The 22337-nt window shown below is 62.3% G+C and carries 19 protein-coding genes and 2 tRNA genes; 8 read left to right on the forward strand and 13 right to left on the reverse strand.

Features of this window, described 5'->3' with window-relative positions:
- The 4 genes from BLQ12_RS28430 to BLQ12_RS25680 form a co-directional block, all read right to left on the reverse strand.
- The coding region (locus BLQ12_RS28430; RefSeq protein ID WP_139164120.1) for a hydrogenase/urease maturation nickel metallochaperone HypA at positions 1–134 on the reverse strand (134 nt) is incomplete at its 3' end.
- 403 nt (positions 135–537) lie between these two features.
- The gene (locus tag BLQ12_RS25670) at positions 538–1356 is read right to left on the reverse strand and encodes a nitroreductase family protein (protein ID WP_092215660.1); all 819 of its coding nucleotides are present in this window, start codon (positions 1354–1356) and stop codon (positions 538–540) included.
- 344 nt (positions 1357–1700) lie between these two features.
- Positions 1701–2603 carry a quinolinate synthase NadA gene (gene nadA / locus BLQ12_RS25675; RefSeq protein WP_092215662.1) on the reverse strand — a complete coding sequence of 301 codons (903 nt, stop codon included), beginning with the start codon at positions 2601–2603 and terminating at the stop codon, positions 1701–1703.
- Positions 2604–2699: 96 nt separating this feature from the next.
- The gene (locus BLQ12_RS25680) at positions 2700–3350 is read right to left on the reverse strand and encodes a LolA family protein (protein ID WP_092215664.1); all 651 of its coding nucleotides are present in this window, start codon (positions 3348–3350) and stop codon (positions 2700–2702) included.
- Positions 3351–3604: 254 nt separating this feature from the next.
- Here BLQ12_RS25680 and BLQ12_RS25685 point away from each other — a divergent pair, with 254 nt between their 5' ends.
- From BLQ12_RS25685 to BLQ12_RS25705, 5 genes are all read left to right on the forward strand, one after another.
- Complete coding sequence (locus BLQ12_RS25685; protein ID WP_092215668.1) at positions 3605–4831, forward strand: molybdopterin molybdotransferase MoeA; 1227 nt, start codon at positions 3605–3607, stop codon at positions 4829–4831.
- 61 nt (positions 4832–4892) lie between these two features.
- Positions 4893–6818 carry a molybdopterin biosynthesis protein gene (locus BLQ12_RS25690; protein WP_092215670.1) on the forward strand — a complete coding sequence of 642 codons (1926 nt, stop codon included), beginning with the start codon at positions 4893–4895 and terminating at the stop codon, positions 6816–6818.
- A 122-nt stretch (positions 6819–6940) separates the two neighbouring features.
- Entirely contained in the window at positions 6941–7753 is an 813-nt protein-coding gene (locus BLQ12_RS25695) for an undecaprenyl-diphosphate phosphatase (RefSeq protein WP_092215672.1), read from the forward strand.
- 62 nt (positions 7754–7815) lie between these two features.
- Entirely contained in the window at positions 7816–9168 is a 1353-nt protein-coding gene (locus BLQ12_RS25700; RefSeq protein WP_092215674.1) for a phosphomannomutase/phosphoglucomutase, read from the forward strand.
- Between the two features lie 670 nt (positions 9169–9838).
- A complete protein-coding gene (locus BLQ12_RS25705; RefSeq protein ID WP_092215676.1) occupies positions 9839–10039 on the forward strand; it encodes a cold-shock protein in 201 nt (66 codons plus the stop codon).
- A gap of 227 nt (positions 10040–10266) precedes the next feature.
- On the opposite strand, the gene mutL is transcribed toward BLQ12_RS25705, so the two are convergent.
- The 7 genes from mutL to BLQ12_RS25740 form a co-directional block, all read right to left on the reverse strand.
- Entirely contained in the window at positions 10267–12135 is a 1869-nt protein-coding gene (gene mutL / locus BLQ12_RS25710) for a DNA mismatch repair endonuclease MutL (protein ID WP_092215678.1), read from the reverse strand.
- A 107-nt stretch (positions 12136–12242) separates the two neighbouring features.
- Positions 12243–12425, reverse strand: coding sequence for a hypothetical protein (locus tag BLQ12_RS25715; protein WP_092215679.1), 183 nt, complete (start codon positions 12423–12425; stop codon positions 12243–12245).
- A gap of 69 nt (positions 12426–12494) precedes the next feature.
- On the reverse strand, positions 12495–13967 hold the full coding sequence (gene gatA, locus BLQ12_RS25720; RefSeq protein ID WP_092215681.1) for an Asp-tRNA(Asn)/Glu-tRNA(Gln) amidotransferase subunit GatA: 1473 nt from the start codon (positions 13965–13967) through the stop codon (positions 12495–12497).
- A gap of 15 nt (positions 13968–13982) precedes the next feature.
- Entirely contained in the window at positions 13983–14270 is a 288-nt protein-coding gene (gene gatC, locus BLQ12_RS25725; protein WP_092215682.1) for an Asp-tRNA(Asn)/Glu-tRNA(Gln) amidotransferase subunit GatC, read from the reverse strand.
- An 89-nt stretch (positions 14271–14359) separates the two neighbouring features.
- Positions 14360–15073: an SPOR domain-containing protein gene (locus BLQ12_RS25730; RefSeq protein ID WP_092215684.1), complete on the reverse strand. Its 714-nt coding sequence runs from the start codon at positions 15071–15073 to the stop codon at positions 14360–14362.
- A 65-nt stretch (positions 15074–15138) separates the two neighbouring features.
- Positions 15139–16797, reverse strand: a complete 1659-nt coding sequence (gene argS, locus BLQ12_RS25735) for an arginine--tRNA ligase (RefSeq protein WP_092215686.1) — start codon at positions 16795–16797, stop codon at positions 15139–15141.
- 387 nt (positions 16798–17184) lie between these two features.
- Positions 17185–17601, reverse strand: coding sequence for a hypothetical protein (locus tag BLQ12_RS25740; protein ID WP_092215688.1), 417 nt, complete (start codon positions 17599–17601; stop codon positions 17185–17187).
- A 373-nt stretch (positions 17602–17974) separates the two neighbouring features.
- Here BLQ12_RS25740 and BLQ12_RS25745 point away from each other — a divergent pair.
- A tRNA-Ser gene (locus BLQ12_RS25745) sits at positions 17975–18062 on the forward strand.
- An 11-nt stretch (positions 18063–18073) separates the two neighbouring features.
- Positions 18074–18163: transfer RNA gene (locus BLQ12_RS25750), tRNA-Ser, on the forward strand.
- A gap of 508 nt (positions 18164–18671) precedes the next feature.
- On the opposite strand, the gene acnB is transcribed toward BLQ12_RS25750, so the two are convergent.
- Positions 18672–21188 (reverse strand): bifunctional aconitate hydratase 2/2-methylisocitrate dehydratase, encoded by a 2517-nt coding sequence (acnB, locus tag BLQ12_RS25755; RefSeq protein ID WP_092215690.1) that lies wholly within the window; start codon positions 21186–21188, stop codon positions 18672–18674.
- A gap of 213 nt (positions 21189–21401) precedes the next feature.
- Here acnB and BLQ12_RS25760 point away from each other — a divergent pair, with 213 nt between their 5' ends.
- Positions 21402–21794 (forward strand): pancreas/duodenum homeobox protein 1, encoded by a 393-nt coding sequence (locus BLQ12_RS25760; RefSeq protein WP_092215692.1) that lies wholly within the window; start codon positions 21402–21404, stop codon positions 21792–21794.
- Positions 21795–21830: 36 nt separating this feature from the next.
- On the opposite strand, the gene BLQ12_RS25765 is transcribed toward BLQ12_RS25760, so the two are convergent.
- Positions 21831–22322 carry a YkgJ family cysteine cluster protein gene (locus BLQ12_RS25765; protein WP_217640410.1) on the reverse strand — a complete coding sequence of 164 codons (492 nt, stop codon included), beginning with the start codon at positions 22320–22322 and terminating at the stop codon, positions 21831–21833.
- Positions 22323–22337 lie beyond the last annotated feature (15 nt).

The following is a 22337-nucleotide window of genomic DNA, read 5'->3' on the forward strand; positions in this document are numbered from 1 at the left end:
TGCATCCATTTTTCCTCCAGGTCGCTGAGCTTTCCCACCTGCAGCTGGATGGCCGCCACCTTGGTGACCCGGTTCAGGGCCGCGTGTTTCATCACCACCCTTAAGATGCCGTTCATTACCGGCAGTTCATGCATGGTCTTGTCCTTAACGTTTGGGTAAGGGTCGGCACAAAATAAAACATATAAAAACGATGCCTCCGGCGGCCCTGCCGGGGGCCAAACTTTTAAAACGTTTGACAAACAGGTCTTAAGCAAGCCTTTCCAGGCTCCGCCGAAATAATTTCCACTTTTTCACATTAGAAACGTTTTTTGCGGAGCTTTTATTCAAAAAAGCGACCCGCCGGAGGCAAGCTGAATAGTTACGCCTGATTTTATAAAAACAGGTTTAACAAACAGGCCTTAAAAATCCTTTTTGAATACATTTTGTTTTAAAGGCGGATGTGATTTGACCCGAGGGACGAGGGGCAAAGCGCATCCGCAACCAGCTTTCAAGGTGGCACACCTTGCCGCCGGAGGCGCGTTTTTTTTGCTGTTTTGGCTACACCCACGCCACCTCGGGGGTGTTGCGGGGGGGCATGCGGTGGTAGGCGAATTTCGGGTGGCCCACCATCATGGCGCCGTAGTTGCCGGTGGTCTCCCCAAGGTTCAGGGCCTTCTGCAGGGGGGGCCAGAAGATGGCCGCGGCATTGAAGAACCCGTTCCAGCAGCCCCCCAGTCCCAGGGAGGGGAGCATGAGCTCCAAGTAGCTCATGGCGATGGTGCAGGCGGCCTGGCCCGTGGGGTTGCGCTTGTCGGCGTTGACGAGGATGAGGTGGGGGGCGTTTCGGTTGATGGTGTCCATGCCGAAGTCCCATCCGGCCACCACGAGGTCCAGGTGGAGTTTTTTGGCCGTGTCGGGCTGCTCTTTGATCATCCACTTCATCCAGTCGATGACGTGGCCGCAGAGCTCTTTGACCTTGTCTGTGTCGTAGATCACCTGCCAGCGTACCGGCTGGAAGTTGTGGCCGGACGGGGCATGGCTCGCCACGCGGATCGCCTCTTCTATGATGCCTTTTTCCACCGGGGTTTTCTTGTAGTTTCGGATGGAGCGACGGCTCCTTAAGAACTGCTCGGCCTGGGCCGGGGAGGCGTTGAGCTCCTTTTGCACGGAAAGGCAGTTTTCCGGAGGGAGGCCGGCAAGGGAGAGGGCCCCCTTGGGGCAGACCGCCACGCAGTGGCCGCAGTTGATGCACATCTTCTCCGCCCCTTTGGCCGGGGTGGGGGTGCCCTCCTTCATCTGGATGATCATCATGGGGCACTCTGCCGCGCAGATGCCGTCTCCGTTACACAACGCCTGGTCCACCGTAAACAATGCCATGGTCTCTCTCCTTCGTTTGTGGGGCGCCTCGGGCGGGGTGAGCCACCTGCAAGGCGGGGTTTGCGAATGCGATTCGGGTTTCGTTGCTCCGGGCTGAAATACGTCCGCATTCGCGCAGCGTACGGCGTTATGCGGTGTGTGTCGCAAGGGCAGGGGCACACGGGACCCGTTGCCCTAATTACTTCGTATACATTACAACAGAAACCCTACCCCTTGGCAAGGAATCATGGTGGATGGAGGGTGCTGCGGGGTGGGTTTCGTGTGGCGGGGGTGGTTTGTGGGCGAATGATCCCCCCGGGTGGGGGGCGTGACAAAGGCCGGAGGGAGCGCCTCCGGCCCTTGGGTTACTTCATGGCAATCATTTTTTCCACGGCGGAAAGGGCCGGGACGCGGATCTCTTCAGGGACCTTGACCACCCCCGAGAGGGTCTCAAGGCAGGCGACGATGTCGTCTAAGCGGATGCGCTTCATGTCGGCGCAGGTCATCTCCAAAGAGGCCGGGATAAAGGTCTTCTCCGGGTTCTGCTGGGACAGGGGGTAGAGGATGCCCACCTCGGTGCCCACGATAAAGGTGGTGGCGGGGGATTCCTTGGCATAGGTGAGCATGCCCGAGGTGGAGGTCACCACGTCGGCCACCTCAAGGACCTCCGGGGGGCACTCGGGGTGGGCCATGAAGACGGCGCCGGGGTGCTTGGCCTTGACGGCCAGGGCGGTTTTGGCCGTGAGGGTGTTGTGAAAAGGACAGTACCCTTCCCAGAGGTGGACGGTCTTGTCGGTTTTGGAGGCGGCGTATTGCGCAAGGTTGCGGTCCGGGGTCATGAGGACCTCTTTCTCCTTTAAGCTTGCCACCACCTTGACCACGTTGGCGCTGGTGCAGCAGACATCAGAGAGGGCCTTCACCGCTGCCGAGGAGTTGACGTAGGTGACCACGGGCACGCCGGGGAGCTCGGCCTTGCGGGCAGCCAGGGCCTCGGGGGTGACCATGTCGGCCATGGGGCACCCGGCCTCTTTGACGGGCAGGAGCACGGTTTTGTCCGGGGAGAGGATCGAGGCGGTCTCGGCCATGAAGTGAACGCCGCAGAAGACGATGACCTCGGCGTCGGTGGCGGCGGCCTTGATGCTCAGTTCCAGGGAGTCTCCGCAGAGGTCCGCCACATCCTGGACCTCCGGCAGCACGTAGTTGTGGGCCAGGAGAATGGCCTTTTTCTTTTTGAGAAGGGCTCGGATTTTTTGCTTGGTTGCTTCCATATGCTTTTTCGATACTCCTTAAGCGTTGTTGCCCGGCGACAGGCGCCGTCCCCCGGTTTTCGGGGCGAAAGAACGTGTATGACGCGTGACGATGGCTTATTGAAGGGGCGAGACCATGGCCCCTTCGGGGATGTCGAAGGTAAAGCGGGACAAGGCCGGCAGGGTTCGTTCAAAGCGGCTGAAGGTGAGGGTGGTCTCCTCCCCTGTCCTGGCCGTGGAGACGACCCGTGTGATATCATAGGTTGCGGCATCGATGGAGAGGCTCACCCGGTCCAGGGGATCCTCGGGTTTTATCGGGGTGAGGTCGAGGTGGAAGGCCCCCTTTGTCCGGGTCGGGGTGCCGGGGGTAAACCGCTCGGTGACGGTGGCGACGTCGGCCAGGAACCGGGCGCCGCCGCTTTTGCCGAAGAAGGCCTGGGCGGATCCGGTCCACACCTGGGCGTCATCGACGCTGTGGATCCAGAGGGTTTCGCCGTCGGTGACATAGTGGAGGCGATCCGGGGTTTCATACTCCCAGCGCACCTTGTCGGGCTTCCGGAACCAGACCTGTCCTTCGGCGGTCTCCACAATGCCGATGGCCTTTAAGGGGGACTCCTGGAAAAATCGGGCCGAAAAGCCGTCGGCACCGATGCGGGTCGCCACGTGTTGGATAAGGGCCGCGGCCGTGGGCACCGTGCTCTTCCCATCGGCGGACAGGGCAGAGACGGGCATGAGAAGGAGACACAAAAGGATAAGAGTCCGTTTCACAAACACCCTCCATTGTAGGGTTGGGGTAAGGGGGATTCGTCGGTACCAAGGCCATTCCCTTACCCAATTTTTTTAACCATAGCAAGGCCTTTTGATCTGTTACAATCTCTGATTTGAACTCCGGTAAGGGGTATGGTATCACGTAATGAAACGATGTCCGCGTCACTCAGGCCCAGCTCCGGAGAAAACGTGCCGGAAATCCCGGGCCACGCATCCCTACCGCCCACCCAAACGAACGATGGAACCACCGCTTCATGACAGGATTTTTTAACGTTTCAGACCTTCATGCCGTCACCGCCCTTGTCGGCCGTTTTCCCGTGACAGAGGCCGAAGAGGTCCCCCTTGGCGACGCCCTGGGCCGCACACTGGCCGGGGAGGTGGCATCGGATGTGGACATTCCCGGTTTTGACCGGGCCACCATGGACGGGTACGCCGTGAAAGGGGCCGACACCTTCGGGGCCTCGGACGGGTCCCCGGCCTGGCTTCGCCTGGCCGGCACCGTGGCCATGGGCGACGAGCCCGCCTTTGCCCTGAAGCAGGGCGAGGCGGCGGCCATCTCCACGGGGGGGATGCTCCCTGACGGGGCCGACGCCGTGGTGATGGTTGAGCACACCGATCAGGTGGACGGGGCCACCATCGAGGTGTACCGGAGCGTGGCCCCGGGCCATCATGTGATCACCCGGGGTGAAGATTTTGAACAGGGGCGGCCGATTTTGGCCGCCGGCACCCGCATCGGGGCGGCGGAGGCCGGTTTGCTTGCCGCCGCGGGCCGTGCAACGGTGGCCGTTCGCAAAAAGCCCCGGGTGGGCATCGTCTCCACCGGGGACGAGGTGGTTTCCGTGGACACGACCCCGACGCGGGGCGAAATCCGCGATATCAACACCCACACCCTCTCGGCCATGGTGACAGAGGCCGGGGGCGAGCCACGAGCCTTGGGCATCGCCGGTGACGGGGAGGGGGATCTGGAGCCCCTGCTGAACGAGGCCCTTGCCTCCTGCGACATGGTCCTCATCTCCGGGGGAAGCTCCGTGGGCATGCGGGACCGGACCCTGGCGGCCATGGAAGGGGCCGACGAGAGCGAGGTGCTGGTCCACGGCATCGCCATCAGCCCCGGAAAACCCACGATCCTCGCCCGCATTGCCGGAAAACCGGTGTGGGGGTTGCCCGGCCACGTGGCCTCGGCCATGGTGGTCTTTGAGGTGGTGGTGCGGCCGTTCCTGCTGGCGGCGTCCGGTTCGGCGGAAAAGGCCAGGCCCTTTGTGTCGGCTCGCCTGACCCGAAACATCGCCTCGGCCCAGGGCCGCACCGATTTTGTCCGCACCCGCCTTGTCCCCGACGGGGAGGGCTACCGCGCCGAACCCCTTCCCGGTAAATCCGGGCTGATCCACACCATGGTCCACGCCGACGGGCTGGTCCGCATCGAGCGCGACACCGAAGGGCTGTACCGCGACAGCCGCGTCACGGTTCACCTGCTGCCGTGATGTGTGTGTTGTTTGCACGAGCCCTTACCTTAATCATTTTGGAATAAAAAGGCTTACCCGTATGGACAGAAACGTCTACCTTGACATGATCTCCCTTGAAGAGGCGCAACAACGGATTACCCGCCACTTCGGCTCCCGGCGGCTGCCGAAGGCCATGGTCCCCTCGGCCCGGGCGGCCGGCAGGGTGCTGGCCGAGCCGGTGTTTGCAAGGGCCTCCTCCCCGGGGTACCACGCCGCCGCCATGGACGGCATCGCCGTGCTGGCCGAGACCACCTACGGCGCTTCGGAAGGGCGCCCGCGGACCCTGGTGGTGGGCGAGACCGCCTTTCCCGTCAACACGGGGCATCGCCTCCCGGAGGGGTGCGATGCGGTGATCATGATCGAGGCGGTGAACCCTGTCTCCGACACCGAGGTGGAGATCGAGAGCCCGGCCTACCCGTTTCAGTCGGTCCGGAAGATGGGGGAGGACATCGTGGCAACAGAGCTTCTCTTCCCCACCGGGCACCTGATCACCCCCTATTGCGTGGGGGCCCTGATCACCGCGGGCATGTTTGAGGTGGCCGTGTACGAGACCCCCAAAGTGCTGATTATCCCCACGGGCTCGGAGCTGGTGGCCCTCACCGGAGAGGGGACGGCCCAACTCGAGCCGGGGCGTATCTTTGAGTCCAACTCCCACATGCTGGCCGCCATGGTCGAGCGGGACGGCGGCATCGCCGAGACCCACCCCATCATCGAAGACGACCCTGCGGCCATCTCCGCCTGCGTGGCCAAGGCGGCCGAGGAGGGGGTTGACGCCATCTTGATCATCGGGGGCTCGTCGGCGGGCTCAGCGGACTACGCCCGCACCGTGGTGAGCGGCCTGGGGACCCTGTTGTTCCATGGGGTCACCATCATGCCGGGCAAGCCCGTGCTGGCAGGGGAGGTGAAAGGAGTGCCGGTGTTCGGCATGCCGGGGTACCCGGTGTCGGCCATTGTCGCCTTTGAGCAGTGCCTCTCACCCTTGCTGGCCTCCCTTGCCGGGCGCTCCTTTGAGCCCAAAGCCACCCTGGCCGTCACCCCCTCCCGGAAGGTGGCTTCCAAACTGGGGGTGGAGGAGTTCCTCCGCGTGAAGCTCGGGCAGGTGGGGGACCGGATTATCGCCACCCCCATCGCAGGGGGGGCCGGGACCCTCACCAGCATTACGGAGGCCGACGGCATCATCCGCATCCCTCCCCAGGTGGAGGGGCTGGCGGCCGGGCCCGAGGTGAGCTGTGAGCTGCTGCGCCCCGCCTCGGCCGTGGGCCGCACCCTGGTGGCCGTGGGGAGCCACGACAACACCCTGGACCTCATGGCCGATGAGATTAGGCGGGATGCCGGAACAGTGCGCCTCTCCTCCAGCCATGTGGGGAGCATGGGGGGCCTCATGGCCTTGAAGCGACGGACCTGCCACCTTGCGGGCATCCACCTGCTGGACCCTTCCGACGGCAGCTACAACCGCTCCTATGTGGAGACCTACCTGCCGGATCGCAGCCTCACCCTGGTGAACCTGGTCACCCGGGAGCAGGGCCTCATGGTGGCCAAGGGCAACCCCAGGGGGATCACCGGCATGGAGGACCTGACCCGGGACGGGGTCCGTTTTGTCAACCGCCAGGGGGGATCAGGCACCCGGATTCTCCTGGATTACCGTCTTAAGGCCCTGGGAATCGACGATAAATTGATTGACGGCTATACCCGGGATGAGTATACACACATGTCTGTGGCCGTGGCCGTTCTCTCCGGAACCGCCGATGCCGGCCTCGGTATCTACGCCGCTGCCCGGGCCCTGGACCTCGATTTTATCCCCGTGGTCACTGAACAGTATGACCTGCTCATCGACAACGACTACCTCGATACCCCCATGGTGACAGCCCTTCTGGCCACCATTCGTTCCCAACGATTCAAAACGCGTGTTCTGGCCTTAGGGGGCTACAGCACCGACACCACCGGTGAGGTGGTCGCGCGTTTTTAAAAGGCGTGGGCACCCGTTTTTTATCATAGCAAACCGGACCCTGAAGTGCGTTTTGGGGTCCCACTATTTTTTCAATCGCTCCCTTGGTTCGGTTGCGGGGGGGCACAGCAAAAGGCAGGGCTTTGGGACTTTTTCATTCGCTTTTTCTGGGTTTTATTCAGGGGCTTACCGAGTTTCTTCCGGTGAGCAGCTCCGGGCACCTCGTTCTCTTTCAGCGTTTTTTCGGGCTTGAGGAGCCGGAGCTCTTTTTCGATATCTGCCTGCATGTGGGCACCCTGGGGGCGGTGTGTCTCTTTTTTCGCCGGGATATCGCGGCCCTTGGCCAGGCGATTCTGGCCGCCGTTTCCTGCAGGGGAAAAGTGGCCACCATGAGTCCTGAGGAGCGCTCCGAACTGTCCATGGTGGGGCTGATCCTGGCCGGTAGCCTGCCCACGGCGGTTCTGGGGATCATCATCAAGGGGTATTCCCAGTCCATCTTTTCGTCCCTGGTCCTGGTGGGGTGCATGCTCTGTTTCACCTCGCTCCTGCTTTCCGCCACGGCCCTTATTCCCCAGGGGCAGGACCGGAAGATTACCCTGCCCAAAGCCCTTCTCATCGGGCTGATCCAGGGCATGGCGGTGATGCCCGGCCTGTCGCGGTCCGGCTCCACCATCGCCCTGGCCCTTTTTATGGGGGGAAGCCGGGAGCGGGCCGCCCGCTTTTCGTTTTTGCTTTCGATCCCCGCCATTGTCGGGGCAAGCGTGCTGGCGATTTTGGATATCGGCTCGGCTTCTCTGCCCCCTTGGTGGGTGGTTGCCTCCGGAACGGCGGTGTCCGCCGTCACGGGGTACCTTGCCCTTCGTTTTCTTGTGTATATCGTGGGACGGGGAAAGCTCCATGTCTTTGCCCCGTATTGCCTCGTTGTGGGCGTTGCCGCCCTGGTCGTCGGCTGGTGATCCGGCGCGCCCATTGACCCGACTTACATTACCAACGCACAACCAGTGTTCGAGGAGTGATCATGAACCCGACTATTTTCAGAGAATATGATATCCGTGGTGTGGCTGGCGAGGATTTCAACGAACAGGACGCCTGCCTCATCGGCAAGGCCGTGGGCACCTATCTCAAGGCGAAGGGCAAGACCAGCGTCGCCGTGGGCAAGGATTGCCGAACCACCTCCGACCTGTACACCGAGCAGGTGATTCAAGGGCTTCTGGCAACGGGATGCGACGTCACGGAGCTGGGGTACTGCGCCACGCCCCTTCTCTACTTTTCCATTCACCACCTGGGCCTTGAGGGCGGGGTGATGGTGACGGCCAGCCACAACCCCCCGGAGTACAACGGCTTCAAGCTTTGCTGCGGCACCGACTCCATCCATGGCCGGGAGATCCTGGCCCTTCGGGACCTCATCGACGCCGGAGATTTTGCCCAAGGGGCGGGGCGCCGAACCGCCATCGACATCCTTACCCCCTACCTGGCCAACCTGAAGGAGCGGATCTCCATCTCCCGCCCCTTGAAGGTGGGCATCGATGCCGGCAACGGATCGGCCGGACCCATCGCCCTGCCCCTGCTGGACCTGTTCGACCTTGAGGTGCACCCCCTCTACTGCGAGATGGACGGCACCTTCCCCAACCATGAGGCCGACCCCACGGTGCTTTCCAACCTGACCGACCTCGTGGCCCTGGTACGGGAGAAAAAGCTGGACCTTGGCATCGGCTACGACGGCGACGGCGATCGCATCGGGGTGGTGGACGAGACAGGGGCCATTATCTACGGGGACCAGCTCATGGTGCTCTTTGCCCGGGAGATCCTCTCAAGAAAGCCCGGTGCCACCTTTATCTCCGAAGTCAAATGCTCTCAGGTGATGTACGACGACATCCGCGCCCACGGGGGCAACGCCATCATGTGGAAAACCGGTCACTCCCTGATCAAGCAGAAGATGAAGGAGACCAAGGCCGAGCTGGCCGGTGAGATGAGCGGCCACATCTTTTTTGCCGATCGCTACTTCGGCTACGACGACGCCCTCTACGCCACCCTGCGCCTTTTGGAGATCGTGGCCGAGGAAGGCAAGCCCTTGTCTTCTCTTCTGGCCGATCTGCCCAAGACCTTTACCACCCCGGAGATCCGGCGTGAGTGTGCCGATGAACTCAAATTTTCCATCGCCGGCAAACTCAAGGAGCGGTTTGTTGCCTCCCACACCGTCATTGATGTGGACGGGGCCCGGGTGCTCTTTGACGACGGCTGGGGGTTGGTGCGGGCCTCCAACACCCAGCCCGCCCTGGTGCTGCGTTTTGAAGCCCTGAGCGAGGCCCGGCTGGGCGTCATTCGCTCCCAGATCGAAGGGGCCCTTGAAGAGATCATTGCCGCCGGATAAGCCCGGTTTGCAACGCCCCCGGCCGGTTTCGGCCGGGGGCGGACTCCCCAAAGGATCCCACAGCGTCCCCACTCCCCCGGATCCTCTTTTTCCTCATTTTTTCGCGAAATAGAATGGTCATTTCGCAAACCCTGAAAAACCACAACATATGGTAAACTTGAGATATTTATAGTCAATATGCTGTGGTGTTATATCGCCCTTTGCTATGCCCTGTTGACTTTCTGAGATTTTTTGCTTGATTCGTATCGGTAACTCATGTTAAAGACACATAAAAGTAGCGTAAAAAGGAATACCCGGATTCGCACACGATACCCATCATTATTTTCAGTTTCTGATTTCCCGAAAGAAGAGTAGGGCCCAGCTTGTGTCAAAGCACCCTATGCCGTGCCCGCAGCATGCGATTTCGGAGCAAACGTTCACGACACCCGGCCATCAGCCTTCATGCTGAACATCACGGGTTGCTGTCGCCCAGCGCCTCTTTTCACGATAGTGTCCATCAACCACTTCCAACCACCGACACCGCATACACATTCCCCTTGCCGATATCATGGCTGACCGCTTCTTGCATGGGTCCCTTGGTACCTTTTCGGCAGGCGGGATAGATAAAAAAAGCGCCTTTGGGGTTCTGGCCAAGGCGTCGTGAGTCAACCATAACAAGGAGGAAGGTGTTTTGGCAGAAGGAACAGTAAAATGGTTCAGCGACAAGAAGGGGTACGGGTTCATTGAACGGGAAGACGGATCCGATGTATTTGTTCACCATAGCTCCATAGACATGCCGGGGTTTAGAACCCTGTCGGAGGGGGAGAGGGTCTCCTTTGAACTCGAAGAGAGTGACCGAGGGTGTGCTGCAAAAAGCGTCATGCGGCTGTAGCACGTGACACCATAAAAACATGCGAACCCAAAAGGGGCCTGTACCGCGTCGAGAGAGTGGCGGTGCAGGCCCCTTTTTTGTGTCCGTACTGCGGGGTAGGGCTATGGCAAAAAATAAAATATACACGTATTTGCGTGTATGCCATGAATGCCTTACCGCTCGATGGCTTCCCGCCACCGCTCAAACGGCCAACACTTCAGGCGGTATAATTATTTTCAGCCGAGCCCTTACCGCTTGAAGGCCCGCTCCAGGCTGCCGGTGCTCCAGCGGATCCAGGTGGGGCGCCCGTGGGGGCAAAAGGAGGGATCCTTGCAGGCGTCGAGTTCGGTGAGGAGGCGGTGGACCTCTTTGGTGGAGAGGGCCTGGCCCGCCCGGATGGCCCCGTGGCAGGCCATGAGGATCAGGCACTCGTCCAGGCAGCGTTCCAGGGTGTCCCGTTGGCCCATGCGGACCATTTTTTCGGCAATCTCGCTGACCAGTCGGGCCATGCCGTCGGCAGCGAGCATGGCGGGCACGGATTTGACCACAAAGGTGGTGCCCCCAAAGGGTTCCACCTCCAGGCCGAACCGTCCGAGTTCCTCCAAGATGCCGGAGACGGCATCGGCCTCCCGAAAGCCCAGCTCCACGGTTTCCGGCACAAGCAGGCGCTGGGACAGGACAGATCCCTGCCCCTTGAGCTGCTCGAAGACCACCCGCTCATGGGCGGCGTGCTGGTCGATGAGGATGAGGCCGTCACCGGCATCGCAGAGGATGTAGGTGTCGGCGTACTGCCCGATGATGCGAAGGCGCGAGAACTGTCCGGGAGGGGCCTCGGCGGAAACCGGAGGGGCATCCTCAGGGGAGGCGGGCTCGTCCTCCAGGGCATCACACGCGTCCTCGACGGGGGCAAGGGGCATAACCGGGGCGTAGAGCTCCTGGGCGTCCGCCTCCTGCCATGCCTGGGGAGGCAGGGGGGAAGAAGGAGCCGTAAAGGCAGGCTCGTCGGCAAACAGGGCCGTGGGTTCGGCCACGCGGGCGTCAAGGTCATCCCGGTGGGGGGCGGGTGCGGAAGCCGCCGGGGCAAAGGAGGCGGCAGGCCGTGCGGCCCCGAAGTGCCGGGAGGCGGTCTCGGCCTGGGCCAGGGCCTCTTTGACCCCGTCTTCCACGGCCAGCCCCACGGAGGAGGCGTCCCTGAAGCGCACCTCGTTTTTGGCCGGGTGCACGTTGACGTCCACCCAGTCGCAGGGCAGGGTGATGGAGAGCATGCCCATGGGAAAACGCCCCTTCATGAGGCGGGGCCGGTAACCCGAGAGCAGGGAGTTTAAGATGACCCGGTCCTTGACCGGCCGCCCGTTCACATAGAGAAAAATCTTCTGGGTGGTGCTGCGGGTCACCTCCGGGGAGGAGACAAAGCCGCTGACGGTGAGTTCGCCCCGGGTGAGGGAGACCTCGGCCAGGTGGCCCCGCACGTCCCGGCCGAGCACCTCTTCCACCCGCTGGCGCAGGTCTTCTGTGGCCGGCCAGCTGCGGACGGGCTTGCCGTTGTGGGTGAGGCGAAAGCGCACGGTGGGCCAGGCCAGGGCAATGGCCGAGACCGTGTCGGCGATGTGGCCCATCTCCGTGCCTTCTCCTTTTAGGAATTTTCGTCGGGCCGGGGTGTTGAAGAAGAGGTGGGACACGGAGATGAGGGTCCCTTTGGGGGCCCCTGTTTCAGAGACCTTGGTCACCTTGCCCCCTTCCATCTCCACGGTGCAGCCCACATCCTGGTCCTCGGTGCGGGAGGTGAGGGAAAACCTGGAGACCGAGGCGATGCTGGGCAGGGCCTCACCGCGGAAGCCCAGGGTGGAGATGTTGAAGAGGTCCTCATCGGTGTAGATCTTGCTGGTGGCATAGCGTTCAATGGCGAGCATGGCGTCGTCGGCGGCCATGCCACACCCGTCGTCGGCCACGCGGATGAGGCGCCGGCCGCCCTTTTCCACATCGATGGCGATGGACCGGCTCTTGGCGTCCAGGGCGTTTTCCACCAGTTCCTTGACCACCGAGGCGGGCCGTTCCACCACCTCACCGGCGGCAATTTTGTTGGAGAGAATGTCGGGGAGGATGCGAACCTTGCTCATGGGGACTCCAGGGGCGTGGCGCTCTACGCCAGGGGGGCGGGCGCTTTCGCCGTTTGATCGTCAAAGAAAGGGCCGCCGGACAGGCTGGGCCCTTTTTTTTGTGTCGGTTACGTTCGGGGGGCCATGGCCAGGAGCCGGGCGAGGGCCTCCGACTCGGCAGGGGAGAGGTTAAATCGCATGCCGGCCTCGTCCACCAGGGCGAGGCGCCCCTTGTCCGGGTGGTCCTGTCTCTCTTCCGCGGCCCAGACCAGGGCCTTTTTGAGTCGTTCGGGTAGCGGGACAACGGTCATGGGTACCTCCCGAAGGCAAAGGGGGCACCGGGTGCGTTTTGGGAACACACCCGGCAGCCCCCGAGGGGGTTAAAGGGCCGGGCGCTTGCCGGACAGGCCTGCCGCCCGCTCAAAGTGCCAGGCGGCCTTCAAGAGGGTGGCCTCGTCAAAGTGGCGCCCCAGGAGCTGCAGGCCCACGGGAAGCCCGTCGCCGGTGAACCCGCAGGGGACGCTCATGCCGGGGATGCCGGCGAGGTTGGCCGAGAGGGTGAAGATGTCCGAGAGGTACATGGACAAGGGGTCCCCTTCGGCCTCGCCGATTTTTCCGGCCGGGGTGGGCGCCGCCGGAGAGATGATAAAATCGCAGGCGGAAAAGGCGGTTTTGAAATCCTCCAGGATGAGGGTGCGCACCTGGGAGGCTTTCTTGTAGTAGGCGTCGTAGTAGCCCGAGGAGAGGGCGTAGGTGCCGATGATGATGCGGCGCTTCACCTCGTCCCCGAAGCCTTCGGACCGGGTGGTCTTGTAGATGGAGAGCAGGTCTTCGCCGCCACGCTCGCTCATGCCGTATCGGATTCCGTCGTAGCGGGCGAGGTTGGAGCTCGCCTCGGACGGGGCGATGACGTAGTAGGCGGCCACGGCGTACTCGGTGTGGGGAAGGGAGACGGGAACGCACCGGGCGCCCAAAGACTCCAGGACCTCTTTGCCCTTGGTGACGGCAGCCATCACCTCCGGGTCCACGCCCTCGGCCTGCCAGTATTCAGCGGGGATGCCCACGGTCATGCCGGCCAGTCCCTTGTCTTCCCCCTCCTTCATGAGCTGGCGGAAGGCGGGGACCTCCTTGGGCACGGAGGTGGAGTCCTTCGGGTCGTGGCCGCAGATGGCTTCCATCATCAGGGCGCTGTCTTCCACGGTTTTGGTCATGGGGCCGATTTGGTCCAGGGAGGAGGCAAAGGCCACGAGGCCGTAGCGGGAGACCCGTCCGTAGGTGGGCTTCATGCCCACGATGCCGCAGTGGGACGCCGGCTGCCGGATGGAGCCCCCGGTGTCGCTGCCCAAGGCGGCCAGGCAGAGGTCGGCGGCAACGGCCGCGGCAGAGCCCCCGCTGGAGCCGCCGGGAAAGCGGGTGAGGTCCCAGGGGTTGCGGGTGTCTTGAAGGGCCGAGTGCTCGGAGGTGGAGCCCATGGCAAACTCGTCCATGTTGAGCTTGCCGGGGAAGACCGCACCGGCCTCTTTGAGGCGGGTGACCACCGTGGCATCGTAGGTGGGGACAAACTCTTTGAGCATCTTGGAGGCGCAGGTGGTCTTCACCCCTTCGGTGCAGAGCAGGTCTTTAAGGCCCACGGGCAGGCCGGTTAAGGGGTGTGCCTCTCCTTTGGCCAGTCGGGCGTCGGCGGCATCGGCCTGTTTTAAGGCGCCCTCTTTGTCCACGGTGATGTAGGCGCCCACCTTGCCGTCCACGGCCTCGATGCGGGAGAGCACCGCCTCGGTGAGTTCCCGGGCGCTTGCCTTTTTATCTCGAAGAAGCCCATGGGCTTCGGTCAGGGTCATCTCTTGCAGTGACATTGCCTCTCCTTTCATCTACCCCACCACCTTGGGAACCACAAACATCTCATCTTCCTTGTCCGGCGCGTTGGCAAGGGTTGCGCTGGCGCCGGGGTGGGGGTGAACCACATCCTCCCTGAAGGCGTTGGTGAGGTCGATGGCGTGGGTGGTGGGCTCCACGCCGTCGGTGTCGACTTTCTCCAGGGTGTCCACATAGGAGAGAATATCCCCGATCTCTGCGGCCAGCTTCTCCACGTCCCCGTCGTCCACGTTGAGTCGGGCCAGGTTGGCCACGTAGAGGACCTCTTCTTTTGTGATCTTCATCTTCGGATTCCTTTGTCCATCCCATACGAAAAAGGGGGCTGCCCCCTTATTCACGGGCTCGTCATATCGGTGTTGCCGCACGGCTGTTTTTACAGCTTGACGACATAGGCTTTTCCTTTGAGTCGGGCAAGGCGCGTGAGCTCTTTGGCCGCCTCGTCGCGCTTTGCAAAGTGCCCCACGCGCACCCGGTACCAGGTTTGGCCCTTGCTGTTTTTTGCCGCCATGAAGTAGGCGGGGAAACCCTGCTTGCGAAGGGTCCTGGCCTCGGCATCGGCGGCGGTCTCCTTGATGTGGGCCGCCACCTGGATGGTGTACCCGGAGGTGGGCGGTGCCATGGTGGGCGCCGCCACGGGGGCAGGGAGCGTCACCGGGGTTGCCGGTGGGGCCTGGACCGATGCCCTGGGCTTTTCAGGGGCCCGGGCAACGGGCTGTGAGCCCGGCTGTCCGGGGGCGATGACCGGAACCTCTGCCTTGGTCATGCGGCTGGATTTGGTGATGGCCTCTTCGCTCTGCTTGACCTCGGTGTAAAAGGAGAGTTCCACATCGTGGGGTACCGCCTCGGTGGCCCGGGCCTCTTTTTCGGGCAGGGGGACCGCCTGTTTATCTGGAACCACGGCCAGTTCACGCTCGACCGCCGTGGGAATGAGCTCCACCTCAATGCTGCCGCGGCCCACCAGCACCCCTAAGAAAAAGAGCCAGCCGAACAGGAGAAAAAGGGCCGCACTCCAGCCCAGGGTCTCCCGGCTGCTCAGGGTGATAAAGGGGGGGCGGTCCTTGGGTTTTGCCTTTGCCGCGTTTGCCATGGTTCCCTCAGGGGTTTTGTTGTCCAGAAAAGCCCCGGCGGCTTGCCGGGGCTTTTAACGTCTCGTTACATTTTTTCCGGTGCGGACACGCCCAGAAGGGCCAGCCCGGTTTTGATCACCTGGCGGACCGAGGCCACCAGCCTCAGGCGGGCCGCCGACAGGGTGGTATCGTCGGTGAGCACCTTGTGCTTGTTGTAGTAGCTGTGGAAGGCCGAGGCCAGGTCCATGAGGTAGTAGGAGATGCGGTGGGGCTCCATGAGCTTGGCCGCGGTCTCCACCACCTCGGGAAAGCGGAGCATCGCCTTCATGAGGGTGATCTCCTCGGGCTGGGTCAGGGTCTCCATGGGGGCGGCAGACACCGTGAGGCCCCTTTCGGCCTTGGCCTTTTCAAGGATGCTGGTGATGCGGGCGTGGACATACTGCACGTAGAACACCGGGTTGTCGTTGGTCTTCTTCTTGGCCAGCTCCAGGTCAAAATCCAGGGGGCTGTCGTAGTGGCGGGAGAGGAAGATGAACCGGGCGGCATCGGCCCCCACCTCGTCCACCACGTCCTTTAAGGTGACGAACTCACCGGAGCGGGTGCTCATGGCAACGGGTTCGCCCCCGCGCAGCAGGTTCACCAGCTGGACGAGGATGACGGAGAAGTCGTCCTTGTCGTGGCCCGTGGCGGTGATGGAGGCGTTGATGCGGGGGATGTAACCGTGGTGGTCGGCTCCCCAGACGTCGATGAGGCGCTTGTAGCCGCGATCGAACTTGTTCATGTGGTAGGCGATGTCCGAGGCAAAATAGGTGGTCTGCCCGTTGCTTCGGACCACCACGCGGTCTTTTTCGTCCCCGTAGTCCGTGGTCTTGAACCAGAGGGCCCCGTCGTTTTCGTAGAGGGTGCCTTGTTTTTTGAGGGTCTCGATGGTCTCGGGGACCAGGCCGTTGTCGTAGAGGCTCTGCTCGCTGAACCAGCAGTCGAAGGGGACCCCGAAGGCCTCAAGGTCGCTTTTGATGCCGGCAAGGATAAGGCCTGCCGCGTGGCGGGCGCAGAGGAGCACGGCCTCGTCTTCGGGCAGGGCAAGGAGGGTTTCGCCCTTGTCGGCCTTTACGGCTTCGGCCATCTCGATGATGTAGGCGCCCTGGTAGCAGTCCTGGGGAAAGTCCACGGCTTGGCCGCAGAGCCCCTTGTAGCGCAGGAAGAGGGAGAGCCCCAGGGTGCGGATCTGGCGCCCGGAGTCGTTGATGTAGTACTCTTTATCCACCTCATAGCCTGCAAAGGCAAGGATGCGGGCCGTGCTGTCGCCCACGGCCGCTCCGCGCCCGTGGCCCACATGAAGGGGGCCCGTGGGGTTGGCGCTGACAAATTCCACCATGACCCTGGTACCGGCCCCTGCGGTGGAGGCGCCGTAGGCATCGCCCTTGTCCTCCACCCGGCTCACGGCATCAAGCCAGGCGCCCTTGCCCAGGAAGAGGTTGATAAAGCCGGGCCCGGCAATTTCCACCTTGTCCACGGGGCTGTCGGCAAGGGGAATTTCGGCCATGATGGCCTCGGCGATCTTGCGGGGGGCCATCTTCTGGGCCTTGGCCATGACCATGGCGATGTTGGTGGAAAAATCACCCTGGCTTTCCACCTTGGGCTCCTCCACGGAGACGGTGGGAAAGGTATCGGAGGGCAGGGCCCCCTTTTCATACGCCGCACGGGCGGCGTTTTCGATCAACGTCTTGATTGTCTGCTTCATCGGATCTGCTTTACGTTAGGGTTCATGACGGCCTGGCACAGCCAAAAGGGCCGGGGCAATCCCAACGCAAAAGGCGTGCTAAAAAAAACACCGTGTGGACGCACCTTGTCTGGATGAGGTCGCCATGGGTGGGTCGTCCTGCCGTGGGCAGGCTGCCCGGGGCAGCCTTCACATGTCGAAACGGGAGCCGGCATGGCCATGGGTGCGGGAAGCCGGCAAAAAAGCTTCCGGCTGCTGTCGGTGCGTGCACCATGCCAAAAGCCCCATTTTAAAAGAACATTATGTAATAAATAGTTTTCCCCCGCAAGTCAAGGCGCGGGGCGCCTCCGGGCGTGCCCATAAAAAAAGGGCCGCGGGTGCCCCGGCCCTCTTTCTTGCTGCCATGGATCAGGCTTCGGCCCCGGGTTCGGGATCGGGGGTTTCGTCGGTGTCGTCTAAGAGCTTGTCGATCTCCACCAGCTCTTTTTCGTCGGTGACGAGGGTTTCCTGGGCCTCTTCCTGGTGGCTCTCCAGGGCGTCGTTGTCGCAGAAGGCGATTTTAAGGCTTGTTTTTTCATCGTCTCCGAACATGGAGAGGATGCCCTCGGCCAGGGTGGCTGCGGAGAAGGCCGGGGGAAAAAAGTCGTGGCTGCGGAACATGGCAATGAGCGCATCGGGGCCTCCGGGCAGGGCGGCTTCCACGGCCTCCAAGGCAAAGCTCTCTTTGTGCAGGACGCTGAACTTGCCCACATCGGTCTCGGCCATTTCCTTTAAGGTCAGGGTGCCTGCATCAAGGTCCTTGTCAACGATGTACTTTTGCTCCATGATTTATCTCCGAATGGTTGTTCCGCCCGGCTTTTTATCGAAAGGCGGAAGGGACAGACTCTTTATAGTAAGGTAAGGGGCTCCCTGTGCATGCCGGGCAGACCCCAGAAAAAACGCCGGGCTTTTTCATCTGCGGGGGGATTCCCCGACACTCAGCCGCGGCGCAAGGCAAAAACCCATCGGGACCACGGAAAGTGCCCCCTTGGGTTCATCAATTCATAATAATAAGCGAAAATCCTTCGATGTCAACACAGAGAAGGGATCATCTCGTCGAGGGGCTTTTTCAGCACCTTTTTCCCCAAGGGGGAAATAGTCCAACAAAGCTGTTGACCTCTGCCAGATCTAATGGTAATTAGTCCGAGTGAATTTGAGTGGAGGAGTGGCCGAGTGGTCGAAGGCGGCGGTCTTGAAAACCGTTGAGTGTCAAAGCTCCGTGGGTTCGAATCCTACCTCCTCCGCCAAATGAAGCTGCGGAGAAATGGCCGAGTGGCTGAAGGCGCGCCCCTGCTAAGGGCGTATGGGTTAACGCCCATCGAGAGTTCGAATCTCTCTTTCTCCGCCACATTTGATTATAAGGGCCCCAACAATTTGTATTGTTGGGGCCTTTTTTGTTTCTAAAGATCCCCTCGCCCTTGCGGTTCCAACGCCCGGTACACCTTTGGGTACAAAAAGCGGCGGACCGTCATCCCCTTTTGCACCTACCATCCCGCCCCACCCCATGCCCTCTGTGGGGCACGGTCGGGTGTGCTGCAGGCACTTGCCATAACGCGGATGCCTGGGTAAGGGCGAAAGCCTTCGGTTTTCCAGCATGGTGCACAGAGTGCACCCGACGAGCTGGCGGTGTTTGGGGGCGTGAGACGGTGCGGAAGCCGCTCCCTACGCGTCGCGTCCCGAAGGGCAGCGAAAAGTTCGGCGAGAAAAAAAAGAGCCCTTTTCCATGACACGGAAAAGGGCTCTTTGCGTTTTTTTTACGGGCGCAGCCCGTCAGCACATGTGACGGGGCGGAGCCCCGGAGCATGTGCGACCCTGGGGTCCAGGGGCTTTAGCCCCTGGCCGCCGGAGGCTTATTCTTATTCTTTTTCCTGGGAGAGATCGATGAAGCGGTAGATTTCGTTCTCCCGTCCCTCAAGGGCAGTCATCTCCTTAAAGTAGGTGGCCGCATCGGGGAGTTTGCCCAGGCGGGCGGTGACGGCGGCCAGCTCGGCGGAGCCTAAGAAGACGTTGGCCCCGTCGCCGATGCGGTTGGGGAAGTTGCGCGTGGAGGTGGAGAGCACGGTGGTGTTCGGAGCCACGCGGGCCTGGTTGCCCATGCACAGGGAGCAGCCGGGGATCTCCATGCGGGCGCCGGCCCGGCACAGGGGGTTGTAGAGCCCTTCGCGGCGGAGCTGGGCCTGGTCCATCATGGTGGGCGGGGTCATCCAGAGGCGCACGGGGACTTCGCCGCTTCCTTCCAGAAGGGCAGCGGCGGCCCTGAAGTGGCCGATGTGGGTCATGCAGGAGCCGATGAACACCTCGTCGATGGGGGTGCCGGTGACCTCGGAGAGGCGCTTGACGTCGTCGGGGTCGTTGGGGCAGGCGAGGATGGGCTCGGTGAGGGTGGCAAGGTCGATCTCGATGACCTCGGCGTACTCGGCGTCGCCATCGGCGGTGAGGAGTTCGGGGGCCTTGAGCCAGGCCTCCATGGCCTCGATGCGCGCCTCAAGGGTGGCCTTGGCTGCGTAGCCGTCTTTTACCATGGTTTTTAACAGGGCCACGTTGGAGCGCAGGTAGCGGGTCACCTGGGCCTCGGAGAGGCGGATGGTGGCGGCCGCCGCCGAGCGTTCGGCCGAGGCGTCGGTGAGCTCGAAGGCCTCGTCCACGGAGAGGTGATCCAGCCCTTCCATTTCCAGGATGCGGCCGGAAAAGACGTTCTTCTTGCCCTCCTTGGCCACGGTGAGAAGGCCCTTTTCAATGGCGGCAAGGGGAATGGCGTTGACGATGTCCCGCAGGGTGATGCCGGGTTTGGGGGTGCCTGTGAAGCGAACCAGGATGGATTCGGGCATGTCCAGGGGCATGCGGCCCATGGCGGCGGCAAAGGCCACCAGGCCGGAACCGGCCGGAAAGCTCAGGCCCATGGGAAAGCGGGTGTGGGAGTCGCCGCCGGTGCCCACGGTGTCGGGCAGGATCATGCGGTTTAAAAAGGAGTGGATCACCCCGTCGCCGGGCTTTAAGGCCACGCCCCCGCGGCTGGTCATGAAGCCGGGGAGGGAGTCGTGCATGGCGATGTCCACGGGCCGGGGGTAGGCGGCGGTGTGGCAGAAGGACTGCATCACCAGGTCCGAGGCAAAGGAGAGGCAGGCCAGCTCGGTGAGCTCGTCCCGGGTCATGGGGCCGGTGGTGTCCTGGGAGCCCACGGTGGTCATCTTGGGCTCGCAGTAGGTGCCGGGGCGGACCCCGTCCAGGCCGCAGGCGCGGCCCACGATTTTCTGGGCCAGGGTGAATCCCTTGCCCGTGTCGGCTGCCACGGGGGTGGCGCGGAAGAGGGGGCTCGCCTCAAGCCCCTTGGCCTTTCGGGCCATGGCCGTTAAATTGCGGCCGATGATGAGGGGAATACGTCCCCCGGCGCGTACCTCGTCAAAGAGGACCTCGGTTTTGAGGGCAAACCGGGAGAGGACCGCGCCGCTCTCATCGGTGACGGTGCCCTCGTAGGGACGGACGGTGACCACCTGGCCCGTGGCAAGGGCTGCCACGTCGCACTCGATGGGCAGGGCGCCGGCGTCTTCCAAGGTGTTGAAGAAGATGGGGGCGATTTTGCCGCCCAGGACCACGCCGCCTGCGCGCTTGTTGGGGACAAAGGGGATCTCGTCGCCGATGTGCCACAAAAGGGAGTTGGTGGCGGATTTTCGGGAGGAGCCGGTGCCCACCACGTCTCCCACAAAGGCCACGGGGTGGCCTTTGGCCTTGAGCTCTTCGATGGTGGTAAGGGCATGTTCATCCCGGCTGGTGAGCATGGACAGGGCGTGCAAGGGGATATCCGGGCGGCTCCAGGCTTCTCCGGCCGGGGAGAAGTCGTCGGTGTTGCACTCCCCGTCCACTTTGAAGACGGTGACGGTCAGCGCCTCGGGCAGGGCTTTTTTCTCGGTGAACCAGAGGCCGTCGGCCCAGGCGGAGAGGACGGCTTCGGCGGTGGGCAGGCTTTTGGCGTGCTCCACCACCTGGTCAAAGACATCCGGGACGATGATGAGGCGGGCAAGGGCCTCCTGGGCCGGGGTGCCCAGCTCGGGGTGGGAGAGGAGCTCAAAGAGGGCGCCGGTGTTGTAGCCGCCTCCCATGGTGCCCAAAAGGCCCACGGCTTCAACGGGGGTGATGAGGGGGCTTTTTTCCTCCCCTTTGGCAAGGCCCGCGAGAAATCCCGCCTTCACCTGTGCCGCCGGGTCCACCCCGGGGGGCACGCGGTGGGTGAGAAGGGCCAGGAGCTCTTCCTCCTGGCCTGCGGGCGGTGCCGCAAGGAGCTCGCAGAGGGTTGTCACCTGGGCTTCGGTGAGGGGTTTCGGGGGAATTCCCATCTCTTGCCGTTGGGCCGCGTCTTGTTTGTATGCGGTAAGCATCGTAACACTCCTGATTGTTTTGTCACACGTCGTTGTCGTATTTTCGGGGCTCCCGGTGCCGGGGGGTGGGGGGAGGCGGCGGCGCTTTTTGTTTGACCGCCGGCTTTTCCATGGTATATGGTTTCTTTCCTTCAAAAATCATGTGGGATCCTAAGGGTAACTCCCCGGGATCACCTGTAACGCAAACCAAACATGACCAAGGAGCACCCACCCATGACCACGGACACATTTCGGCCTCTGTTTACTGACGACCTTCTCGCTGAGTTATTTCCGGCTGATCTATCCGACCAGTTTTTTGAAGCACTCTACGGAGATGCCGAAGACGGGGCCTACGATATCTCCCTGGTTTATGCCGGCCATGGAGACAAGACCCTTGAGTTTGAACTGCATCTCACCCAGAGGCCGGGCAAGTGTCTTGTGTGCAGCCTGACCTACGGGTTGCCCGAGGTCTTTACCCGGCACCCCCTGATCAATCTCAAGGGGCTGGTTACAAAGATCGACGCCGCTTTAGGCGATGCCGCACAGTGCGAAGACTGGCGCATCGGCCGGACCCGGGAGATCTCTCGAGCCCTTCATGTGGTGCCCCTTACCATCTCCCTTGCCTGATCGGCCCTTGTGCCGCCATACCCCTTTTCCTCGTTGTTACCCCTGGTCCGGGCCGTTTTCGTCAAGGATAACGCCCGGGCATTCTGCCGCCGCTTCCTCCGGCCTCTCCCGAAAGTAGTCCCAGAAGGGAAAGGTGCGGCACTGGACCGGCCTGGCCCCGTAGGCCGTACACCCCCCTTTTTCCCTATCATAGAGAAGGCAGGCGTAGTTTTCCCCTTCCCGCCGCTCCCCGATGGAGGTGCGGTATCCCACTTTTTTCAGGTAGCCCTGGGTAAAGGCGTCCAGGGTCAGGCCCAGGGCATCGGCTAAGGCCCGGCTTTCGTCTCTGGTGACCCAGATGTTGCCGGACTCGCCGTTGCAGCAGCGTCCCCCGCAGGTCTCGCAGGCGGAGGGGTCAAAGGCAAAGGGGAACCCCTGCCGGGTCATACGTGTTGGGTTCGTCATGCTGATGGTCGTCTTTTTGCTGTTGCGGATAAGAAGGTGGCCTGCATGGCCTAAGCCCCCCATGGGGGCTTCGTTTTCTACCACAAATCCGCCGGAGAT

It is taken from the genome of Desulfoluna spongiiphila (assembly GCF_900101345.1).
In the GTDB taxonomy this organism is placed as follows: Bacteria; Desulfobacterota; Desulfobacteria; order Desulfobacterales; family Desulfolunaceae; genus Desulfoluna; species Desulfoluna spongiiphila.